The following is a 19923-nucleotide window of genomic DNA, read 5'->3' as shown; positions in this document are numbered from 1 at the left end:
ACTAAATTTGATCGAATATAACATTTGTTGAACAATACCGACAGTCAAAAAGCAGTTATTTCCAACAAAGTTATAGATTTAAAGTCTAAAAAAATTAGCAAATCGTAATTAGCTTATGCTGTTCTAAATATTTTGTACTGTCTGCTGAAGAAAGTGCTTTAGAAAAATAGAATCCTTGTAAAATATAGCATCCATGTTTTTCTAAAAATAATGCCTGTTCTTTGGTTTCTACACCTTCAGCAACAAGCGTAATCCCTATGGCATTTCCCATGGCAATAATTGCATTCACAATCGCTTCGTCTTTTTCTTGACCAATTTTTGAAATAAAAGCTTTATCTATTTTTAAAATATCAAATGGATAACTGGTGAGATAGGCGAGGGAAGAATAACCTGTACCGAAATCATCTAAAGAAATTGAAATATGACGATCTTTCAGTTGTTTTAAAAGTAAATTGACTTGGTCAGACTTTTCAAATAAAGAAGATTCGGTTAATTCAAGTTCAAGCATATCACCAGAAATATTATATTTTTTTAGCGCATAATCAATATCTTCAATCAACTGACCACGATAGATTTGTTGGGCAACAATATTGATGGATACTCTAAAGTGATCAAAGCCAAGAGATTGCCAATACTGAATCTGTTTACAGGTTTCATGCAATACGATCAATCCAATATCAGAAATTAAACTGGTTTCTTCTGCCAGTGGAATAAAAATATCAGGCAAAATATAGCCCAGTGTAGGATGATGCCAACGCACTAAAGCTTCAAAACCATAAATACGTTGTGTTTTAACACAGATTTTAGGTTGATAGTGGACAGTCAACTCTTTATGTTTAATCGCTTTTCGAAGTTCGCTTTCTAAGTTTATACCTTGATTGAGTAAAGGTGTTTTCTTATCAGAATAAAAATAAACTGTATTGCCACCTAAGTGTTTGGCTTCTCTCAAAGCAGATTCTGCGTGACCATTTAAACTATCCAGTTGCAGCCCATGCTCTGGGTACAGGGCAATCCCAATTGAAAGCGTAATGGTTTGTTCTTGTGCATTGATTTCAAATGGCTGTTTAAATGCATCTAAGATGTTTTGTGCATGCTGATGAATATTGATATTACTGTTTAAATTATATATCACAGCAAAATCATCATTGTTCAAATAGGCAATAAGCGAGGCATTGCTACAACATAATCTTAAACGATGTGCCACTCGTTTGAGTAATTCATCACCTTCTTTATGGCTCATGAACTCATTAAACAGTTTAAAACGATCAATGTTAATGCGTAAAACCGCAAAGTTTTTAAATGTACTCGAATAATGGGTTAAATAATGATGAAGTCGTTGCTTGAAATAAAAGCGATTAGGCAGATCGGTGAGAATATCATAATGCTCTAAGTAAGAAAGTCGTTGTTCCTGCTTTTTACGATCAGTTAAGTCCGTAATAATGCCCACATAGTTTGAAATTTTATTTTTTTCATCATAAATCGCATTAATATGTACCCAAAGTACCAACTTTTTTCCTGATGTGAAATCAATTTGTAATTCTGATTCAAATTCACCATGTTGGACTAAACTTTGGGTAATCACCGTATACATCTTTTGCGTACGTGCATTGTTGTTGAGTGTAATATCAAAGAGATGGCGACCAATCAAATCATTTTCGGTATATGCCAGAAGTTGTTCAAAATAGGGATTTACTTCTAAATAACACAAATTATTGTCTAAAATAAATACACCTTCAGCCACTTGTTCTAAAACATTCGCAGCCAGTTTTAATTTTTCTTGATCTGTTTTTTCTTTTTGAATATTGCGTTGAATACCCACCATTCTTAATGGTTTATTGTTAAAGTTCTTTGAAACTACTTTACCAATATCCTGAATCCAGCACCATTGATCATCGCGTTTTACACGATAAATTGCTTCAAAACGTTCAGTCTTGCCTTTGAGATGTTGTTTAAGTAGCGTTTTATAATTTTCAATATCTTCAGGATGAATGAAATCATCTACACTGTTCTGTTTAAGATTTAATTGTCTAAATTCAGCATCACTCTTTGAGTCGGCTATTTCAAAGGTCCGTTTCTCTATGTTCCAGACCCATGAATGGATTCCAGCGGTTTCATGTGCAAAGGTAAGATTGGCTTGATGATTCTCAAGACGATCATTCATTTGCTTAAAATCATATGTTCGCTCTTTAACTTTTTGTTCTAATAAATGATTATGCAGTTGCAACTCATTTTTCATGGTTTCAGTTTTGGAGATTTCATTTTTGAGTTGAAGCTGTAAACTTTTTGATTGTTCAAGTTGTTGCTGAGATTGTCTAATCAATACACGATTTTTTAGATTTAAAATTTCCGAATTCAAGTAAATTTTATGTGAGATATACGCACTGAAAAATAACAATGCGAACCAAACAATAAATACTGTGCTATACACTTCATTGGTATTTTGTGGAAATAGTAATGGAATGCTGAAAACAGGAATCGAAGACGGGACAAACAAAGCGGTGAAATAACTGAATCGTTGATTCAGAAAGTTCATCGCCATAACATAAGAAAAACTCAACAAAAAACTGGATAAAAGAAAAGAATAAAAAGGGTTAAGTGTATCGGGTAATCTGGTCAATTCTAAATTGATAATATAGATGCCAATACCAAAGAGACTGCCTAAAATTAGACTAAAAAATTGAAAAAATACATGCATATGCTTAAAAGATTTTTTTTTCTTTTGATAAAGCATACAGGTTAGAAAAATACAGGTCGACAGGATAAATAAAACAGTGGCAGCAAACCAAGATGTCAGTAAATCGGTATGTGTCTTAAACAAATAAAGATAAATAAAGGCATCACAAATGCACGTAAATAATACCCAAATAAAAAAAATTCGGATATTTTTAACAGTCTTTCTGATGTTCGATGAATTCACATCATATGAAAGAAGCTCTTCCTGAACATCATTCATTAGCTGTTGCACCTCTGCTATTTTTAGAATGCGTAGGTTTAAGGGGAGCAACTATTGAAAATTTGTTAATTAATAGTCTCTTTGCTACTAAAATACTGTGAAATCACCAAATTTGCAATTGCTTTGTGTGATAGAAGTCACTTTTATGGGAAATAATAATTCAAAATAGACAGGGCAACGATAGGTGCAGTCTCGGTTCTTAATACACGTTGACCAATACACCAATTTTTAAAGCCATATTGGTTCGCTGTCAAGATTTCTGCTTCACTGAGTCCACCTTCTGGACCAATCAACAGTGCAAGATTTGAGGATGCATTTGCTAGAACATCGGTTTGCTCTTTTTCAGGAGCAAGAACAAAACGAGTCTCTGGTAATTTACTTTCCAGCCAGCTTTGTAAGCTCAAAGGAGCAAGAATTTCAGGCACAATATTCATCCCACACTGTTCACAAGCAGCAATCGCAATACCTTGCCAATGATCAAGCTTTTTTTGATCGCGGTCATATTTTAAACGCATTTCACAACGCTCAGAAGTCAGTAATTGAATTTTGGATACACCAAGTTCAACTGCTTTCTGTATGGCATAATCCATACGATCACCTTTACTCATGACTTGTCCTAGCAAAGCATTAAAAGCAGGCGTCCGATTATCGGAGTGAAATGATTGCACCGCAACAGAAGCTGACTTTTTAGCAACCTCTGTTAAGCGCACTTCATATTCTCCACCTTGTCCATTGAACAAAGTGGCTTGTTCACCGACTTGTGCACGTAATACCTTAACCCAATGATGAAATACGGTTTCAGTCAGTTCAACTGTCGTATCGACAGCCAGATCCGTTTCAATATAAAAGCGAGGCATTCAGTTTAACTCACAAGTAAGGAATTCAATTTTTTGATTTAAGCTAAGCCAAGATCAAGGACAAGTTGACGGTTCGGTTCAGTGTGGTTCATTGTATAGAAGTGCAAACTCGGTGCACCACCTGCAATGAGGCGTTCACACAGCTTAATCACAACCTCATGACCAAAGGCTTTAATGCTGGCAGAGTCATCACCATAAGTGGCAAGTTGCTTACGAATCCATCGTGGGATTTCAGCACCCGTACCATCAGCAAAGCGAATTAAATTACTGGCATTGGTAATTGGCATAATGCCTGGTGCAACAGGAATATCAATTCCTGCTTTTTGGATACGATCTACAAAATAGAAATAGGCATCTGGATTAAAGAAAAATTGAGTAATGGCTGCATTTGCTCCAGCATTTACTTTTTCAATAAAGTGTTGAATATCTGCATCATAGCTTTCCGCTTGAGGATGCATTTCTGGGTATGCTGCGACTTCAATTTTAAAGTGGTCACCCGTATGTTCACGAATAAAACGAACCAAATCGGTCGCATAAGGGAGTTCACCTAGCCCAACTTGACCTGATGGTAAATCACCACGTAATGCAACGATACGATCAATACCCTGTGCCTTATAAATATCTAATAATTCAGCAATGCGTGCCTTATCATCTCCAATACATGAAAGATGTGGGGCAACAGGTGTACCTTTACCATTAAAATCATTAATTGCGGCTAAAGTACGTTCACGGGTAGAACCACCAGCACCATAAGTAATCGAAAAAAACTCTGGATTGAATTGTTGCAATTCTTGATGAACGATTTTAAGTTTTTCCGCACCTGCATCGGTTTTGGTTGGGAAAAACTCAAACGAAATGGGAATACGTTTGCTCATGATTAAATCCTTTTTTATAAATGCTTTTTAATGTCTTTCACTTTTACCCAATCCTCTCCCTAAAGAGAGGATATCCACTTTCAATATATAAACTTTGAAAGTGTAGGGTAGATAGGATGAAAACTTAGTATTTATAAGCTTCAGATTTAAACGGACCCTCAACTTGCACACCTAAGTAGTCTGCTTGTTCTTGAGTCAATTGTGTCAATACACCACCAAAACCAGCAACCATTGCAGCAGCAACTTCTTCATCCAGTTTTTTAGGAATTAATTCAACACGGATTTTTGCTGCTTTTTGATCTTCTGGAAGATCTGCAAATTTTTCAGCAAATAGATGCATTTGACCTAATACTTGGTTGGCAAAAGAACCATCCATTACACGAGAAGGGTGACCTGTTGCATTGCCTAAGTTAACCAAACGTCCCTCAGATAAAAGGATCAAATAATCGTTTTCATTTTCTGTACGATAAACTTGGTGTACTTGTGGTTTAACTTCAACCCATTTGTAGCCACGTAAATAGTTGGTATCAATTTCAGTATCAAAGTGACCGATGTTACACACCACTGATCCTGCTTTTAACGTATCCAACATTGCTGAGTCACACACGTGGTAGTTACCAGTTGTGGTCACAATGAGGTCAGTATTTTGAAGAAGGTCTAAGTTAATATCTTCTTTCTTGCCTGTTTGAACACCATTTTTGTATGGAGAAACGACTTCATAACCGTCCATACATGCTTGCATTGCACAGATTGGGTCAATTTCAGTTACGCGAACAATCATGCCTTCTTGACGAAGAGATTGAGCAGAACCTTTACCCACATCGCCATAACCGATCACCAATGCACGACGTCCAGATAAAAGCATATCTGTACCACGTTTGATGGCATCATTCAGAGAATGGCGGCAACCGTATTTATTGTCATTTTTAGACTTGGTAATCGAGTCATTGACATTGATTGCTGGAACTTTCAATGTTCCATCACGGAACATTTCATGTAGACGTTGTACGCCTGTAGTTGTTTCTTCAGTGATACCATGAATTTTAGCGATGAGTTCAGGATATTTTTCATGAACAACAGCCGTTAAATCACCGCCATCATCTAAAATCATGTTGGCATCCCAAGGTTTGCCATTTACATTGATTTGTTGTTCAAGGCACCACATGTATTCTTCTTCAGTCTCACCTTTCCAAGCAAATACTGGAATACCAGAAGCAGCAATAGCCGCAGCAGCATGGTCTTGAGTCGAGAAGATGTTGCATGAAGTCCAACGTACTTCTGCACCAAGTTCAACCAGTGTTTCAATCAAAACAGCGGTTTGAATGGTCATATGGATACAACCAAGAATTTTTGCACCAGCAAGTGGTTTTGCTGCTGAGTAACGCTTACGTAAACCCATCAATGCTGGCATTTCTGCTTCAGCAAGTTTGATTTCTTTACGACCGTAATCGGCTAGGGAAATATCAGCAACTTTATAATCTGTAAATGAAGCATTAACCGCGTTCATCACGATCTCCTTTATAAATAACAAATATTGATCATTCAGTTCGCGGATGCCGTTGTTGACCAGCACGAATGTCTGACCGAATCGTCGAGCCTAGCGATTTCACATTTATGTGCCTGTGAAAAAGTCGCAGCATCCCTCGACTGGCGACTATTGTACCTAGATTTTAGTAGAGTTCAAATGTAGTTGGTTAATATTCAACTAAAAGATAGAATTAGTTTTTGGGCAAAATCTGTATGAAAAATAGTTCAGTATCAATAAAGCGATCAACATCATAATAAAGGCAAATAATGCATTCACATCAAATCAAACAATATTTAGGCGTTATATTTGTAGCTGTATTTGTGATTTTTGGCATATTTTTCTATTTTATTGCAGATGAAAATATTCACATTTTTCTCTATGTGTTCTTGTTCTATATCATTTTCTCTGTATTTCTAGGGCGCAAATTTTCTCTTTCCAAACACAGCCATGTGCATGCTTTGGTGTTGATCTGTAGTTATTTTATTTTGCAATGTGTTTATACCGCTTCACCACGTATACAATTTGAAGAATTTAAACTCTGGCATCCGACTTGGGAAAAAGTACAACACGTTCGTATCATTGATTACTCTGCTGAACAGTATCGAATCGGGCGCAGTACCAGTTTTGCTTATATGAATGTGATCTATGAGTATCGTTATCAACAAAAGATGTATACAGTCGAACAACCTGATATTACTCGGCAGTATTATCTGTGGGTTACAGATCAATCTGATACTTTAAAGCAATCTTCACAGCAAAAGTTTGAACATTCAATAAACAAGCATGAATTTGAGGTTTGGGTTAACCCAGCACAACCCCAAGACGCTTTTTTATTTTATTCTCAGAGGTGGTTTGATTTAAGAGGGTCGTGGCTCGCTAAAATCTTTTTTATTGCCCAGTATTTTTTGGTTTTTGCCGTGGCTATTGCCGGTTCGATGTATGTAGTGGGACGATTAAGAAAGCATTTGTCAGGTTTTAGCCAAGCACTGAATCGTCAACCCGCTTGGTTGAGATATGTGCTGATCAGTGTGATAGTTATTGTAAGTGTGATGACGTTACTTTTTCTTTGGATTGGTTTTATGGTTTTAAAAAGTCAGTATTGGGGCTGAAAAAATGATAGATATCGTTAAAATTATTGATTTACATACTTTTGCACTCAAACAAGCGATTGAACAAGCCTCAATTGAACAACGTAAAAGTTTGGTCAAAGCCCTTTTTAGTTTTTATGAAAAATTACCTCATTTTTATGTTTTTATTGAAAAAAATTATCAAATTACCATCAATAAATCCCAACTATTTAATGATATTGATCATGAGCTTTTGATTCACTATCAACAAAAGATTCAGCGCTCTAATGCGGCAATTGATGAATATGTAGATGATTATGAGGAACTGGATGAAATTGAAGTGATTTGTTTAGATGCTTTTGCAATGATGGTTTCAAAACAAGATAAATCTCAAGCATTGGTGGCTTTATTAAGTGAGGTCATCGAGGTACTAGACTACTATCAAAACTTTTCAGATCAACCTAAGTATTGGAATGCCATATTAGAAAAAGAAGTCCTTTTTCAAGAACAGATCATGAATGATATTTCGACTCACATTACTTTAGATGTCGCTATTTACGCTCATCGTTATCAAAATATTGAATTTCCTGATTTGGATGGAATTTAATATTGTGATAAAGAGAAATAGAATTATTCGTCAAAGTGGGTAGAACTGAGTGCTTGGATAGGGCAGATTATTTGTTTATAAACGGTCCTAAATAGATATTTTTCATAAATAAAAAAATGATCATGTTGAACGAATCATATTAATATTGAAAGTTCGTTCTCCCAAAGGGAGAAGGCAAGGATGAGGAAGATTTTATATTGAATTATATTTTTTTAAAAATGCCTGATGCAAGAAACCTAATATCGATATGAATAAAGATTAGTATTTTTAATGTAAATATGGGTTTAAAATTTATATATATTTTCTCCTATTTTATGAATATATTTTTTTAACTTTTGATGTTTAAGTTTTTATAATTAATGAAAATATACTGGTAATAAATGTATAAATTTATTTTATTGAGTGTGAGATGGTTTTATTTATAATAATTTTTTTATTTTAACTACATTGAGTGATTTATTGTGTTGGGGGTTTTATTTGTCAATACAACCTAGGTCTAATATTATATTTTTTATATCCAATTAAATTGGAGCTGATTGTCTATTAAATGATCTTTATAGGTGAAATTCAATAATTATAATTTTATTGAGGCTCCAGCTTTATGGGAATCGAATGGTCAATCTGAAAATATAATTTTCCAAAAGGACGGTGATAATAATGGATATTAGTGCAACAAAAATATTGGGACAGTTGAATATACCAGTCAATCCGAAAACTCAAGCAGAATTAGAACAAAGATGGCAAGGAATCAAAGCGCTCAAAAAAGCGGTTCAAACTCAAACTAAAAATGACCATGATATTTGTGTCACAAATACAGCTGGAGGCGATCATGTTAAATAAAGACCTCTTAAGCCTTTCAGTTGTCGAGTTGGCTAAACGCATTCAAGACCGTAGTGTAAGTTCAGTAGATTTAACTCAACTCGTATTGCAATATGCTCAAGATTACAATGCAGAAATCAATGCATATATTTCATTTCGCGCAGATAAAGCCTTAGCAGAGGCTGCTCAAGCAGATGTAGAGATTGCGCAAGGAAACTATAAGGGCATATTCCACGGTATTCCAATGGGGATTAAGGACAATATTTATATTGGTGGTGAAGTGACCACTATGGCTTCTAAGATTCATGCCAATTTCATTTCTAGTGATGATGCAACTGTGATTTCCAAACTCAAGGCTGCGGGCGCAATCATTATCGGTAAGTTAAATATGCATGAGTATGCATGGGGCATTACCAATAACAGTCCACATTTCGGTCCGTGCCGTAATCCATGGAATCTTGATAAGATTCCTGGAGGGTCAAGCGGTGGTTCAGGTGCAGCTGTTGCTTCAGGAATGTCGACCATTACATTAGGAACTGACACAGCAGGTTCAATTCGTATCCCATCTTCAGCATGTGGTTTAGTTGGGTTAAAACCAACTCATGGTTTAGTTGCAAAGTATGGTTGTTTTCCATTGGCATGGACTTTAGATCATATTGGACCAATGGCTAAAACTGTTGCAGACGCTGCTGCCATGTTAAAAGTAATAGCAGGATTTGATGAGCGAGATCCGACCTCTAAACACGTTGAAATTCCAGATTATATTGCCTTGCTCAATAGTGATGTCAAAGGTAAAGTCATTGGTATTAACGAAGACTATTTCTTTCATCAAGTCGATGCGCCGATTGAAAAATTAGTTCGTGAACAAATTGCTCAGCTTGAGCAGCGTGGTGCTATCATTAAGAAGGTCGCAATCCCAGCATTGAAAAATGCTGAATATGTAGAATTAGTGACGAGTCTGTCAGAAGCCGCTACGATTCACCATGATGATTTACAGCAGCGTCCAAATGATTTTGGTGATGATATTCGTCTATTATTTGAATTGGGTGAGTTGCCAACGGCAGTAGAATATTTACAAGCTCAACAATTAAGAAGGGAACTAAAACAACAGTTTGCCCAAGCCTTCAAAGAAATTGATGTTTTGATTGCACCAACATTACCTATTTTGCCACCTGATATAGGCAGTTCAGTTGCAAAACTTAATGGTGAGCGTGTTGATCTATTAAATCATATTATTCGTTTTACGGGTCCGAGTAATTTAACAGGTTTACCTGCATTAACTATCCCATGTGGTTTAATTGATGGGCAACCAGTCGGATTGCAAATCATAGGTCCTGCTTTCCAAGAACCAAAGGTATTTAATATCGCCTTAGCTATTGAAGAACAGGTTAAGTTTAATTATCAACAGCCAGTTTTAGACCGCATTTAAACCTTTTAACGTTTAAGTGCTAAGACAGGATGATAGAAATATGAGTCAAGGCTTGTATTTCTATTGGTTAAAATCATCATGCTGAGTTCAATTTTTGCAATGATACCCGTATTTGCCAATGATTCAACTGGTTATGTGAGGACAGGTGGAATTGAATACCTTAAAAATAAAAATATTGCGGTGTACAGTGAAGATTTATGGATCAGTAAGAAGTTAATTAAAGAAACTCAGCATCAAGCCCATATTATTAGACTTGATGCACTGCTTTATTTTTCAGTATCTTCAATCGTTTGGACTTTATCTGCCCAGAAGTCTGCTTTTTCATCATCAATATCAACACCTAAGCCATGCTCATAAACACAGACCAAATCACGCATGGCTTGAATTTCACCTAATTTCGCGGATTGTTCTAGCAGTTCCACAGATTTAAGTAGATCTTTTTCAACCACATCACCACGACGATAAAAATTAGACAATTCTAATAATGCAGCAGGGTGTTGATGTTTTGCGGCTTGTTCTAACCAGCGATGTGCATGCTCGAAGTAGGTTTTGGATTCATCTGGATCTTCTTCCAAAATTTCTTTTGCATAATAAGTATAGCCTTCACCTAACCAGTACATGGCTTCTACATGCCCTAATTGTGCTGCTTTCAATGCCCATTCTTCGGCGAGTTGATTGTTATCTTCATCCTCACTTTGCATGTAAATTTCAGCAAGTTCAAATTGTGCAGCAGGATTTCCTATCGCAGCACGATTTAACAATTCTGAAGGGATTGAAAGTGGTTTAGACATAAAAATACCAATGTAAAGACAAAAGAGTTTTAACAAAAAAGCCAATCTAAGATTGGCTTAAGAGTATAACTGATTTTGACCAAACAATTTAGACCAGTAGGATGATACCTGTGATACAACTCACAATGAGGCAGATGATTGCTACAGTTTTTATTTTAGCGCTGTAATAGCTCAACAATGATCCTACGAATAATGCTGAAAAAGTGAGTATGCCTACCCATAGACTCAGCATACTACTCGGTTTTCCTGACATTAAGCAGATGATTAAAGAGATGAACAATAAGCCCCAACCTGACATTGTCGCAAATAGGGTGGTTTTTTTTGCTAATTCATGACCATAAATTTGTTTTTGATGCTTTGACATAGCGCTGGCAAGTGCAATCATCGCTAAACTGGATATAGACCAAATCAATAAGAAGAAAATCATACAGCAATCTCCTTGGTTGCTGGTACATTTTTAGCTTTTTTGATTGGAAGCCCTTTATGTTTTTTGACTTTATAAAATGACAAGAAAAACAAAATTGCGATCGCCCATGTCATTAAATCAAAAGATGCAATCATCCATTGACCATTGGCAATACTGTTCCAAAGTGCTTGACCGCCTGTCATAAAATTAATGAGTGGTAACAGGGCATAGGCAACTGTTGCCAGCATTAAAAGTTCTAACCAAGCCTGACGATGTGGTCGGATTGCCGCATAAATTAAACTTGCAAGCCATGCGATAAAGAAGGCACGAATTTCCCAGTTTAGACGTGCTTCTACTTCAAAAGGAATAAAACGATTGGCATAGAAATAAGCTGCACAAGCAATTGGTAACCCAATCACTGCAGCAATATTCATGACCTCTACAAAGCGATAGCCAAAAGATTTATAACCTTGTTTTTGCTGTTGAGGTGCTCTTTTTACACACCACAAGATCAAGCCCGTAGCCACCATTAAAGTGCCCAGAACACCAGAAAAGAACAATAACCAGCGGAAAGTCAAATCTAGTCCACGTGCTTCATGTAAGACAGTCACAACGTTGTAGATACCCATTGGAACAGAAGTATTTCTGGCTTGTAGATCATCAGAGATGTTTTTCCCCGTAACACCATCAAACTTTAAAACAGGATATACACCACGTTGTATTACACTTTTTGCATAAAGTGCTCGAAGTTCAATACTTGCATTGGTGGTGTTTGGTGCAATGATCTGAATTGACGCAATTGGATTGTCTTTCCACTGGATTTGTGCATTTGCAATAATTGGTGCTAAATCAGTGAGTGCTGCGGGCTGTCCTGCTTCTTGTTGATGTTTAGCACGTCTTTCACCACGTGAACGTTGTTCATTGCCCGCAGTTTGTTGAGCTTGACCAGTTTGCCCCTGAGCTGTGTTTGCAGTTCCGTTACGATTTTCTGTTGTTCGATTACGTGTATTATTCTGTTGAACACCACCACGCATTTCCTGAAAAAACTCTTGTCGATCTTCATAAACTTGGTTGATCCCCCAAGGCATAAACATAAACATGAGCAGTAACAGACCACTAAATGTGATCATGATATGAAAAGGGAGTGCAAAAACCGCTGTAGCATTATGTGCATCTAACCAAGAGCGTTGTCCTTTCCCAGAACGGAAAGTAAAGAAATCTTTAAAGATTTTTTTATGTGTAATGATGCCACTGATGATCGCAACAAACATTAACATGGTTGCTAGACCGACCAACCAGCGCGCCCAAATCCGATCTACGCCATAGAGTTCAAAGTGAAAGCGATAGAGAAAACCACCACCCCGAGTGTCTCGTGCTTCGATCACTTGACCGGTTGCACTGTCAATAGTAATGCGCTCACCACCACGGCGGGCTTGTAAATCTTCACCTTGTTTGCGGATGTTTAACTCAGTGGTGGTTTGTCTCGAATTTGGTAATTGGATGGTCCAACTGCCTGCATCGGGATAATTCTTCTGTAAATAATTTAAAGCAACTTGAGTTTGTTGTAATTGCGATGAGCTTGGAACAGATTGGTGAGTTTCAGGTTTCATCCAAACAGAAATTTCTGACTGAAAAAAGCTCAATGTTCCTGTTAAAAAAATCGCATAGAGTAACCAACCCAAAATTAGACTTGCCCATGTATGTAGCCAAGACATCGATTGACGTGGACCCTCAACTTTTGCATCTACACGCATGTTAGTTCCCCATCATTTTTAAAATGATCAATAAAATGATGCATGGAACAACGATCCCTAAACTGGCTTTGAAGGTTTTGTTGACCATAAATACCCAAATGAAAGCGGCGCAATGAATACAGAAAGCAAGCAGGGTAGATGCCATCGCAGCTGAGGCTCGATAATCTGCAAAAGTTTTTGCGATCACCATAGCGGACAAAGAGGCAAGTAAATAGCCACCTAAAATTGCTAAGGCAAATCGATAAAAAATCATGAAGCGGTATTTTAACAGGGAGGGTGTGGATTTAGCTCGTGCAGAGACAGTCGGAGTTGAAACTGATGCACTCAGCGCATCGAGTTCAGTCTGGCTATTCATAGGCAATCAAATCAATAAAGGTTAAAAATTAAGTAAATAATAACAATTATCATTTACTTTTTAAACATAAAAGTTAAATTTCATTCAAATAAAGCAGTGGATTTATTTTAAATTTTATGAATTGATCGTATATAAACCGCTCAGACCTGTTGAAAAAAATGTGAAAATTGATCGATCTAGCGAGCTTAGCCTTAATTTGAATTTTAAAGATATCTTAGCTAACACAAACCACACAGCGTATTTTTACTTTTATTTATATCTTGTATTAATGTTAATAAAAATATGGAAATAAAAAATGTTTATTCATGCCGATGATGCCAAACAGCTGGCAGCAAACTCAAATCTCAATATCGAATTATACAAGATTCGCCTTGCTCAAATGATTGAAGAAAATGCAAAGCAGGGCAATACCGCAGTATTTACAGTTTTACCCAAGCATTTAGCCTTAGAAGATATACGAGCACTCTCCTCAGAGTTGACACAATTGGGTTATCACATTCGTTTTGAAGTCGATGAGTTTTTTTATACGTTCAATGTGTTTTGGAACTAATGATTCAATCGTAGATATATCTTGTAAATATCGACGATTGATCAAAAGCAAAGCTCTATAAAACTAAGACTGCTGGCTTTGATATTCGTTGATGACTTCAAGTGCAGCTCGAAAAGCTTCTTGAGTTGTTGGTGCGCCACAGTAAGGAAGGCTGTGTAAAAGAACTTCCTGTATTTCTTCTACGCTTGCACCATTGTTTAAAGCACCACGAATATGACCTTTAAGTTCAGTTGGACTTTTTTGTGCGACCAAAAATGCGATGGTGATCAATGAGCGATATTTACGAGGCAATACACCTTCACGCTGCCAAGTTGAACCCCATGCGTGCTCATTAATCCAGTCTTGCAATGGTTCAGTAAATGACACGGTGTTGTCTTGAGCACGTTTGACAAAACTTTCACCCATCACTTCTGTACGGACTTTTAAACCATTCTCATAATCTTGTTTAGACATCATCGTTTTTCCTGTGCTGTTCTATTTTTGACACTATACTGAAATAGTTTAATGCCCTCATTGGCAATAGGTCTAAGAAAAAGCAGTGAAAATGATTCACTGCTTTTGATAAAAGCTTATAGCATTGAGAATAGTGTATTCCCAAATATTTCTATGTTTGATGAAGATGGGGATTATCTAGTTCCAATACGCGTTCCAGTTTTTCGTCAAAAATATCGGTGAGCATACTGTCATAGCGTAACGCATTATATTCCGCCAACTTATTTGCAAGATCTTGCTGAATTGCCCCACGACTGACTGCATCAGCCAAACGGTCCTCAAATGTAAGACCTTGATATTCACCTTTAGATTCCGCTTTTTTAAAGTGATTCCACTCATTTTCTACTGTTGTCAGTAGATTAAAGGTTGCTTCCATTCGACCAAAGGCATCCTGAGGATCAACCGAATAATAGACTTGAGTTTTTAGATAATCACGGAATGGATTGTTCTGCATGATCAATTCAGCAGCTTCACTCTTTTGACGATCACTTGGTTTTTTGAGTGGTCTACCGAATGGGAAGCAAACAAACTTCACCAGACCTGAGGCGATTGGAATCGGGAAATTATCAAACAAGCCGAAAAATGCTTCTTGTGCCAGATAAAGCGTTTCATCTAAAGCAAGTTGGGCATGTAATTGTTCGGCTTCACTTCTTTGACCATGTTCATAAAATTTGAGAATTGCCGTTGCAATGAACATATGTGAATGAATATCGGCTAATCGCCCTGAAAGCATTTCTTTACGTTTAATATCTCCAGCTAAGAGCCCTAAGCACATATCTGCGGTCAGCGCAAAATCTGCACTGAAGCGATTGATGATTTTGTAATAAGGTTGAGTAAACTTGTCTGCGGAATTTGGTCGATGCTGGCTTGAACCAAACCAACCATATGTAAATGCTCGAGCAGCTCGGTTCAAGGTATAACCTAAATGCTGGTAGAGCATGGTATTAAAGGTTTCGAGAGCCGCATTTTTATCCTCAGCTTGTAAAAGTTGTAGCTCTTCAAACAAATAGGGGTGACAGCGCATAGAACCTTGCCCAAAGATCATGAGGGAGCGACTTAAAATATTTGCACCCTCGACAGTAATTGAAATTGGAATAGCTTGGTACATGTTGGCAAGGAAGTTGCGTGGACCTTGTTGAATACCACGACCGCCTGTAATGTCCATACCATGATTGACCAGTTTACGCATGGTCTCAGTTGCATAGTATTTTGCCATTGCTGTCATCACAGCAGGTTTACCTCCTTGATTAAGCCCACAGGTGACTAAATAACGGAAAGATTCAAGTTTATAAGTGCCACTGACGATTTCACTGCTAACTTCTTGTACCCCTTCAAACTGACCTACCGAAAGCTTGAATTGTTGACGAATTTTTGCAAATGCACCGACAGATAAATAGGTCATTTCACTGGCTGCGGTTGACAGGGCAGGCAGTGAAATTCCACGTCCGACGGCAAGACATTCCATCAACATTCGCCAACCTTTACCTGCGTTTTTAGCACCGCCAATGATCCAGTCGATTGGAATAAAAACATCTCGTCCCTCAACCGTACCATTCATAAAGGGTGAACCGCCCGGATGGTGGCGAGGTCCTACAACAACACCTTCATGAGATGCAGGAATAAGCGCACAAGTGATGCCATATTCAGTTTTGCTTTTATCCCCCAATAGCCCTTCGGGATCATAAAGTTTAAAGGCTAAGCCGACTACAGTGGCGACTGGTGCTAAGGTAATCCAGCGTTTGGAGAAATTCATCTTTAAACCGAGGGTTTGTTGTCCTTCAAAATCGCCATAACATACAACGCCTGTATCTGGAATTGCTCCAGCATCAGAACCAGCTTCTGGACTGGTCAAACCAAAGCATGGAATTTCTTCACCTTTGGCTAAGCCAGGAAGATAACGATTTTTTTGTTCGTCAGTTCCGTAGTTGAGCAATAACTCACCAGGTCCCAATGAATTTGGCACCATACATGTCACTGCCGCAGTCAATGAGCGAGATGCAATCTTGCTCATAATTCGGCTTTGAGCAAATGAAGTGAATTCACGTCCACCATATTCTTTGGGGATGATCAGTCCAAAAAAGCCTTTTTCTTTAATGAATTGCCAAGTTTGTTCATTTAAGTCTTTATTTTGATGGATTTCCCACTCATTCAATAATTGACACAGTTGTTCAACTTCGTTATCTAAAAATGATTGCTCTTCTTTTGAAAGTGTCGGATAAGGGTAATCATTGAATTTTTCCCAATCGGGTGCACCCATAAACAATTCTTTTTCCCACCAACTGGTACCTGCATCAAGCGCTTCACGTTCAGTGGTGCTCATACTTGGCATCGCATTGGCAAGCGTATTGTAGGCAGGCTTGGTCAATACTTGCATCCGCAGAGGTTCTATGACTAACACCAGACTGATCAGAATCAGTGGAAGACCAATGATCAGAGACCATGGGCTGATCAATGCAGCTAAGATTGAAACCACTATGGTGATCACAGCCCCTATGTTTCGAGACAGCGCGAAAAAGAAAATAGCCCAAAGTGTGATAATTTGAATAAGTATCGCAATGAGTAACAGCATAAACATATTACCTCTAGAGTTTTAATATTAGTTTTGAGAAATACGAAGACCTGATGACATTAGATTTATTCTTTCATTAAAAAATAAGGTGAAAAAATAAACATATTATTTATTAATAACGATTTTTTATCTAAACATTAAGGTAAAAGTATTGTTGTTTTGTGAGTATAAGTTAATCAATCTTGGTCACGATCTTACTCAAAGTCCATATAAGTGTGATAAGCAGAGTTTATTGGGTATTTATTCTATGAATACTTTTCAATTTTTTAGCAGCCTCAGTTTTGAACTGATTGAGCGCAATCCAGCGTGGATCCTATATTTATTTTAAAAAATGAATCTGCTGATGTTATAAATTTGTGTTAATTTCCAGAATATTGATGATTTTTATTAAAAATGCTTATTTTTTGTGCAAATATTCGCTTTGATGCAATATTTGTGATGTACCATTTTTTTTCGAAATGTCGTTATCACAGATCTTGCGTTGACTCTCATAGCATGAAGGCTGATACTCTCAGGGTTAATTTTAAGCAAATCGGTTCGTAGGAGTCGGGTCACAAGCTCGGTTCTCAAAAACACAATCAACAGCAAGGGGCTATATATGGCTGGTGGAAAGTCAACAATCATTTACACACTGACTGACGAGGCGCCACTATTGGCGACTTATTCGCTACTGCCGATCATTGAGACCTTTACTAAGCCAGCTGGCGTAGAGATTGTCAAAACTGATATCTCTGTAGCTGCACGTGTCCTCGCTGAATTCGCGGACTATTTAAGCGATGAACAGAAGGTATCTGACAACCTTGCACAGTTAGGTCGTCTTACTCAAGATCCAGACACTAATATTATCAAACTCCCGAACATCAGTGCTTCTGTTGCTCAGTTAACAGCTTGCATTAAGGAACTTCAGTCTAAGGGTTATGCAATCCCTGATTATCCTGAAAATCCGACTACTGAAGAAGAAAAAGTAATCAAGACCCGTTATAGCAAATGTCTTGGTTCAGCAGTAAACCCAGTATTGCGTGAAGGTAACTCTGACCGCCGTGCGCCTGCTGCTGTTAAAAACTATGCGAAAAAACACCCACACTCTATGGGTGAATGGAAACAGTGGTCGCAAACTCACGTTTCTCACATGGATGAAGGTGATTTCTACCACGGTGAAAAGTCAATGACACTTGACCGTGCGCGCAACGTGAAAATGGAATTAATTACAACAACAGGCGAAACGATTGTACTTAAGCCAAAAGTTGCACTCCAAGATGGTGAAGTGATTGATTCAATGTTCATGAGCAAGAAAGCACTTTGTGATTTCTATGAAAAAGAACTTGAAGATTGCCGTGAAGCAGGGATTTTGTTCTCTTTACACGTAAAAGCAACCATGATGAAAGTTTCACATCCGATTGTATTCGGTCACTGTGTGAAAATTTATTACAAAGATGCTTTTGAAAAACACGGTAAATTGTTTGATGAGCTCGGCATCAACGTGAATAACGGTATGGCGGGTCTATACGAAAAAATCGCGACTTTACCAACATCTCTACGTGAAGAAATCATTGAAGATCTTCATGCTTGCCAAGAACACCGTCCTGCATTGGCAATGGTGGATTCTGCAAAAGGTATCACTAACTTCCATTCACCAAATGATGTCATTGTTGATGCGTCAATGCCTGCCATGATCCGTGGTGGTGGTAAAATGTGGGGTGCTGATGGCAAACCTTATGACTGTAAAGCAGTAATGCCTGAATCTACATTTGCCCGTATTTACCAAGAAATGATTAATTTCTGCAAATGGAATGGTAATTTTGACCCACGTACGATGGGTACTGTGCCAAACGTAGGTTTGATGGCGCAAAAAGCTGAAGAATATGGTTCTCATGACAAAACTTTTGAAGTTTCAGCTGCTGGTGTTGCAAACATCACTGACCTAGAAACTGGTGAAGTTTTGATGTCACAAAATGTTGAGGAAGGCGATATCTGGCGTATGTGTCAGGTGAAAGATGCACCAATTCGTGACTGGGTAAAACTTGCTGTAACTCGTGCGCGTAACTCTGGTATGCCTGCAATTTTCTGGCTTGACCCATACCGTCCACATGAAAACGAATTGATCAAGAAAGTACAAAAATACTTGAAAGAGCATGATACAACGGGTCTTGATATTCAAATCATGTCTCAAGTTCGTGCGATGCGTTATACACTTGAGCGTGTTGCGCGTGGTCTAGATACAATTTCTGTAACCGGTAACATCTTACGTGATTACCTCACAGACTTATTCCCAATTATGGAATTGGGTACTTCTGCGAAAATGTTGTCTATCGTTCCGTTAATGGCGGGTGGTGGTATGTACGAAACAGGTGCGGGTGGTTCAGCGCCTAAACACGTACAACAACTTGTAGAAGAAAACCATTTGCGTTGGGATTCTCTTGGTGAGTTCTTGGCATTGGCTGTTTCTTTAGAAGAAATGGGTATTAAAGAAGACAATGCACGTGCAAAACTACTTGCCAAGACTTTAGACCAAGCGACTGGCAAGTTGCTCGACAATGACAAATCACCTTCACGTCGTACAGGTGAGTTGGATAATCGTGGTAGCCATTTCTACCTTGCGAAGTTCTGGGCTGAAGCTTTGACTGAACAAGAAGAAGATGCAGAATTAAAAGCAAAGTTTGCACCTCTTGCAAAAGCGTTAGCGGACAATGAGGAAAAAATCATTGCTGAACTTGCAGCAGTTCAAGGTAAACCAGCAGATATTGGCGGCTACTATGCTGTAGACACAGCCAAAGTTGAAGCTGTAATGCGCCCAAGTGCTACACTGAATGCAGTGCTAGAAAAAATCTAGTAAACCATTCAATTCATAGATAAAAAAATCGGTGCTTAGGC

The 19923-nt window shown here is 37.8% G+C and carries 16 protein-coding genes and 1 pseudogene; 7 read left to right on the top strand and 10 right to left on the bottom strand.

The features are described 5' to 3' along the window. Positions 1–94: 94 nt before the first annotated feature. The 4 genes from AAV97_RS20140 to ahcY all read right to left on the bottom strand — a co-directional run bounded on the left by AAV97_RS20140 (position 95) and on the right by ahcY (position 6192). Complete coding sequence (locus AAV97_RS20140; protein WP_228136574.1) at positions 95–2533, bottom strand: EAL domain-containing protein; 2439 nt, start codon at positions 2531–2533, stop codon at positions 95–97. Positions 2534–3096: 563 nt separating this feature from the next. Beyond that, positions 3097–3810: a 16S rRNA (uracil(1498)-N(3))-methyltransferase gene (locus AAV97_RS20135; protein WP_046761551.1), complete on the bottom strand. Its 714-nt coding sequence runs from the start codon at positions 3808–3810 to the stop codon at positions 3097–3099. A 38-nt stretch (positions 3811–3848) separates the two neighbouring features. Continuing rightward, entirely contained in the window at positions 3849–4685 is an 837-nt protein-coding gene (gene metF / locus AAV97_RS20130; protein ID WP_042087640.1) for a methylenetetrahydrofolate reductase [NAD(P)H], read from the bottom strand. Positions 4686–4809: 124 nt separating this feature from the next. Beyond that, complete coding sequence (ahcY, locus tag AAV97_RS20125; RefSeq protein ID WP_004829204.1) at positions 4810–6192, bottom strand: adenosylhomocysteinase; 1383 nt, start codon at positions 6190–6192, stop codon at positions 4810–4812. A gap of 287 nt (positions 6193–6479) precedes the next feature. On the opposite strand from ahcY, the gene AAV97_RS20120 reads away from it, so the two are divergent. From AAV97_RS20120 to AAV97_RS21515, 5 genes and pseudogenes are all read left to right on the top strand, one after another. Further along, complete coding sequence (locus AAV97_RS20120; protein WP_046761550.1) at positions 6480–7322, top strand: hypothetical protein; 843 nt, start codon at positions 6480–6482, stop codon at positions 7320–7322. Positions 7323–7326: 4 nt separating this feature from the next. Next, positions 7327–7887, top strand: a complete 561-nt coding sequence (locus tag AAV97_RS20115; RefSeq protein WP_046761549.1) for a hypothetical protein — start codon at positions 7327–7329, stop codon at positions 7885–7887. Positions 7888–8544: 657 nt separating this feature from the next. Further along, the gene (locus tag AAV97_RS20110) at positions 8545–8727 is read left to right on the top strand and encodes a hypothetical protein (RefSeq protein WP_042087635.1); all 183 of its coding nucleotides are present in this window, start codon (positions 8545–8547) and stop codon (positions 8725–8727) included. Further along, on the top strand, positions 8717–10135 hold the full coding sequence (locus tag AAV97_RS20105) for an Asp-tRNA(Asn)/Glu-tRNA(Gln) amidotransferase GatCAB subunit A (RefSeq protein ID WP_046761548.1): 1419 nt from the start codon (positions 8717–8719) through the stop codon (positions 10133–10135). The genes AAV97_RS20110 and AAV97_RS20105 overlap by 11 nt, the downstream gene beginning before the upstream one ends. Before the next feature lie 78 nt (positions 10136–10213). After that, positions 10214–10357 (top strand): annotated as a pseudogene (locus AAV97_RS21515) (DUF4424 family protein); the annotation flags it as partial. A gap of 44 nt (positions 10358–10401) precedes the next feature. On the opposite strand, the gene AAV97_RS20100 reads toward AAV97_RS21515, so the two are convergent. The 4 genes from AAV97_RS20100 to AAV97_RS20085 all read right to left on the bottom strand — a co-directional run bounded on the left by AAV97_RS20100 (position 10402) and on the right by AAV97_RS20085 (position 13441). Then, positions 10402–10926: a tetratricopeptide repeat protein gene (locus AAV97_RS20100; RefSeq protein WP_046761547.1), complete on the bottom strand. Its 525-nt coding sequence runs from the start codon at positions 10924–10926 to the stop codon at positions 10402–10404. Between the two features lie 88 nt (positions 10927–11014). Then, positions 11015–11353, bottom strand: coding sequence for a DUF3325 domain-containing protein (locus AAV97_RS20095; protein ID WP_046761546.1), 339 nt, complete (start codon positions 11351–11353; stop codon positions 11015–11017). Continuing rightward, on the bottom strand, positions 11350–13086 hold the full coding sequence (locus AAV97_RS20090) for a PepSY-associated TM helix domain-containing protein (RefSeq protein WP_046761545.1): 1737 nt from the start codon (positions 13084–13086) through the stop codon (positions 11350–11352). Before AAV97_RS20090 ends, AAV97_RS20095 begins: the two co-directional genes overlap by 4 nt. Before the next feature lies 1 nt (position 13087). Then, positions 13088–13441 carry a hypothetical protein gene (locus AAV97_RS20085; protein WP_042087625.1) on the bottom strand — a complete coding sequence of 118 codons (354 nt, stop codon included), beginning with the start codon at positions 13439–13441 and terminating at the stop codon, positions 13088–13090. A gap of 295 nt (positions 13442–13736) precedes the next feature. On the opposite strand from AAV97_RS20085, the gene AAV97_RS20080 reads away from it, so the two are divergent. Further along, complete coding sequence (locus tag AAV97_RS20080) at positions 13737–13991, top strand: hypothetical protein (RefSeq protein WP_004829182.1); 255 nt, start codon at positions 13737–13739, stop codon at positions 13989–13991. A gap of 63 nt (positions 13992–14054) precedes the next feature. Here the strand turns inward: AAV97_RS20080 and AAV97_RS20075 are convergent, their stop codons facing one another. Next, positions 14055–14444, bottom strand: a complete 390-nt coding sequence (locus AAV97_RS20075) for a carboxymuconolactone decarboxylase family protein (protein ID WP_035300046.1) — start codon at positions 14442–14444, stop codon at positions 14055–14057. Positions 14445–14595: 151 nt separating this feature from the next. Then, positions 14596–17052 carry an acyl-CoA dehydrogenase gene (locus AAV97_RS20070; RefSeq protein ID WP_046761600.1) on the bottom strand — a complete coding sequence of 819 codons (2457 nt, stop codon included), beginning with the start codon at positions 17050–17052 and terminating at the stop codon, positions 14596–14598. 598 nt (positions 17053–17650) lie between these two features. Between AAV97_RS20070 and AAV97_RS20065 the strand changes: the two genes are divergently transcribed. Beyond that, the gene (locus AAV97_RS20065) at positions 17651–19882 is read left to right on the top strand and encodes an NADP-dependent isocitrate dehydrogenase (protein ID WP_046761544.1); all 2232 of its coding nucleotides are present in this window, start codon (positions 17651–17653) and stop codon (positions 19880–19882) included. The last annotated feature ends 41 nt before the right edge of the window (positions 19883–19923 follow it).

It is taken from the genome of Acinetobacter sp. Ag2 (assembly GCF_001005515.1).
Classification (GTDB): Bacteria; Pseudomonadota; Gammaproteobacteria; order Pseudomonadales; family Moraxellaceae; genus Acinetobacter; species Acinetobacter bereziniae.
The sequence above is the reverse complement of the archived record's forward strand: the minus strand, read 5'-3'. Positions and strand labels throughout refer to the sequence as shown.